The 2,939-nt window shown below is 40.9% G+C and carries 3 protein-coding genes and 1 pseudogene; all 4 read right to left on the reverse strand.

Features of this window, described 5'->3' with window-relative positions; genetic code table 11:
* Positions 1 to 366: pseudogene (locus VB732_RS35715) on the reverse strand (type IV secretory system conjugative DNA transfer family protein); the annotation flags it as partial.
* 2 nt (positions 367 to 368) lie between these two features.
* On the reverse strand, positions 369 to 1,568 hold the full coding sequence (locus VB732_RS35720; RefSeq protein ID WP_323235521.1) for a hypothetical protein: 1,200 nt from the start codon (positions 1,566 to 1,568) through the stop codon (positions 369 to 371).
* A complete protein-coding gene (locus tag VB732_RS35725) occupies positions 1,565 to 2,317 on the reverse strand; it encodes a hypothetical protein (RefSeq protein ID WP_323235522.1) in 753 nt (250 codons plus the stop codon). Before VB732_RS35725 ends, VB732_RS35720 begins: the two co-directional genes overlap by 4 nt.
* Positions 2,314 to 2,939 (reverse strand): TrbI/VirB10 family protein (locus tag VB732_RS35730; protein ID WP_323235523.1); only part of this gene is annotated, 626 nt, incomplete at its 5' end. The genes VB732_RS35725 and VB732_RS35730, both read right to left, overlap by 4 nt.

Here is a 2,939-nt window from a genome sequence, read left to right on the forward strand (position 1 = left end):
GATGACTGCCGTACCTCTTTGCACATCAGGAATATAAAAAGTAGTGCCACCACCTTTTCTTTGAGGCTTACCAATGTAAAGTGCCGCACTATCACATTGGGGATTGGCAATTTGCAAGATGGCTTTTTTCTGAGCAGTAGCAGTTTCTTTAGCTCCACCCCAATAACTTGTAGCGATTTTCTTTTTGTTACCATCGCCAAAAAACACCCTGAGCAAAATATAAGCACCAAGTAAGGACAAAACTGTTAGCCCATTGGGGGTGAAAAGAGAGTGAGTGTACTTGCCAATTGCGTTTGAAGGATTTTGTAATTGCTCAAACTGAAATGTTTGAGGATTAGCGCTATTTATTTTGAAAGATTTGCTCATATTTAAGGTAGAGAATTAGGTTGACCAAGAACGATAGGATCTTTCTCTCGGTACTCAATAAAAGGCACAGGCCCAATGAAATAGGGGCTGCAAGTGCGACCAATGAAGGGTATAGTTTTGCAGATGCGGAAGAACATAGTAGTCTCCACCTTTCCACTGCCTTCATCAATATTCCAAACTACTTGCTTAAAACTAGAGCCAAAGGGGTTCCTGCCAGTAGGCTCTTGACCATCATTGAGAGCTTTTAAAATGCCAAATCCACCATTAACATTTTGGAATTTCCCGGACATCCACTGTGTTCCAGTAGTCTTACCAATGCCTGACATTTCCGTATGAGCGCAATTATTTTGTAGACAGGGAACATTAAAGCCATCTTGGTAGCTACCAGATATGGAACGGGTACGGTTAGCTTCAATATCTCCCAATGGCAGATCAACTTTGGCAACAAATGAAAGGTCAAGCGTTTTCAACCCCGGTAAATTATCCCAGGTGAGTGTTGATAATCCTGGTACACCATCAATTCTGGAGTCTTGCCAATTCCCAAATCGATTAATAGATGTGTTCTGGATATTAGGAATGGATGTCAAAGGATAATTTTTTAAATTAATTACTCGACCAAGTTGAACATTACTTAAATTGTCATAGCGGCTGAGATTAGCAATTGTGCTGCCATTAATGCCAAATCTTCTAGCAAAATCACGGATAGGTATAACACTATTAACATTTCTATTACCCAAATTAGGAACGGCTTTGACCAAATTTGGTAAGGTCTGCCATTGAGTTAATTCAAAATCATCTAATGTTAACCCACTTAAATTGATTCCTTGTACTGAAGCTATGGTTGAGATATTTAGATTTTCTATTGCTAATTGGGGTGTTTCAAAATCTCCCAGTTCCATAAACTCGCTAATGCTTTGTCCTGCCGTCCAAGTTCTAGTTTCTGTACCTCTTGTGCCTGGATAGCTAACACTCCCATTAAGAGAAATAATCATGTCGCTAAAACGCAAGCGCGACCAATCAGGAGTAAACCCATTAGGTGAATTGATAACGGGTACTTGTGCTGAAGCCTTGGGTAGCAAAAAGCCTACAAAAGAGTTCAATAGCCCATATCTTATGAAACTATGAAGAAATAGGCTACCTAATAAACCAAAACAAATGAAGTAACGTAAGGCGTTATCATTGAGCCGAAAAGATGATTTCATAAACTATTACCTTGTCTTAAGTTATCAAAATTATTCAAAGCAATTAATTTGTTAACTAAGTCTTGAGAGACATCAGCCTTATTAGTAGCAGTAGAAATGTCATCACCTGCTTGTAAATAACCAATCAACTTTTGCAATCGTTGATGTAGTTCATCTTGCTGATTAATCCATCCACTTCTAACAGCGACAACAATACCGCCTCGAATTTGGTTAATTGTTTGCTGTGTTTTAACTAATGATTGCAATTGAGGTTTCGGGGCTGTCTGTCCTCGTGCGACATCATTCTGGATCGTTACCTGACTATATTTAGGAGTGCCATTACTTGTTGCTAGCCGAAAACTGTAAGCTTTACGCTCCCCAGAGGATGACTGCGTAATTACTGTTAACAAAGTGGTAGATGTTTGCGGTATCCCAGGAATGTTTACTCTTTTAATCCGTCGCAGATGAATCAACCCAGCGCCGGGGCTAGAGCAATTCTGATCCAGTCCCGATAAGCAACCATCTGTGTCAAGCAGAATTTGCGATGGATCATCTAACCAGACTTTTTTAATTGTCTCGCCAATTTCATAGAAAGAAATTGCTACACCGTGACCATTCCAAACGTTGATAGTTTGTAGTTTCGCAGCCGTACCACTAGCTTGAGTTTGTTTGATGGTGCGAACGACTGGTGCGGCAATTGTGGATAGTGGAGTCGCGGCGAGAGCCAACGCTAGAGTGCCGCTTGTAACTGTGTTAATTATGCTTTTCATGGCAACTCTAAAGAGCGATTTACATTAAAGGTAACTTTGGTTCCCTGTGGAATAAACCAAGTATTGGGGCGAGAAGTAATTTCTTGAGTAGTACGTTGATTGCGTTGACTAAGATTTTGACTGACGTTACCAAAAAAACCTTCTATTAACGCACCAGAAAGATTGCGCTGATTGCCACTACTACGTCTGCGAATCCTGCCTGTAGATTCATCAAGAATTTCTTCTTCACTATCTGCTTGGTTCATAATCTCCCCAACCTTTGAGAGTGCAGACACAGCACCGCCAAACAAGTCACTTCGTGCAATCTCGCCGCCCCTGTCTTGAAATCTCCGAGCTATCAAGGGTCTACCATTTTCCCCAGTCACGGAAATCGTACCCGCAGAAATAGGATATTCTGTATTATCTAATATGATCGCTCTGACATAAGCGATCGCGTAACTGCCGCCATCAACCGAAGCTAACTCAACTGCTAGCATTGTGCCTTTTGGGATTGCCACTTGCCCATAGTTATCGCGTAAATCCTCTTGCAGTTTAGCAATAGACTTAGTGTTATTAGAGGTTGGTGTTTGTGTCTTTCCTGAATTATTACCTGAACCATTAACTGTGGTTTGAACTAATGGGG

The sequence above is a fragment of the Nostoc sp. UHCC 0252 genome, from assembly GCF_034931145.1.
GTDB lineage: Bacteria > Cyanobacteriota > Cyanobacteriia > Cyanobacteriales > Nostocaceae > Nostoc.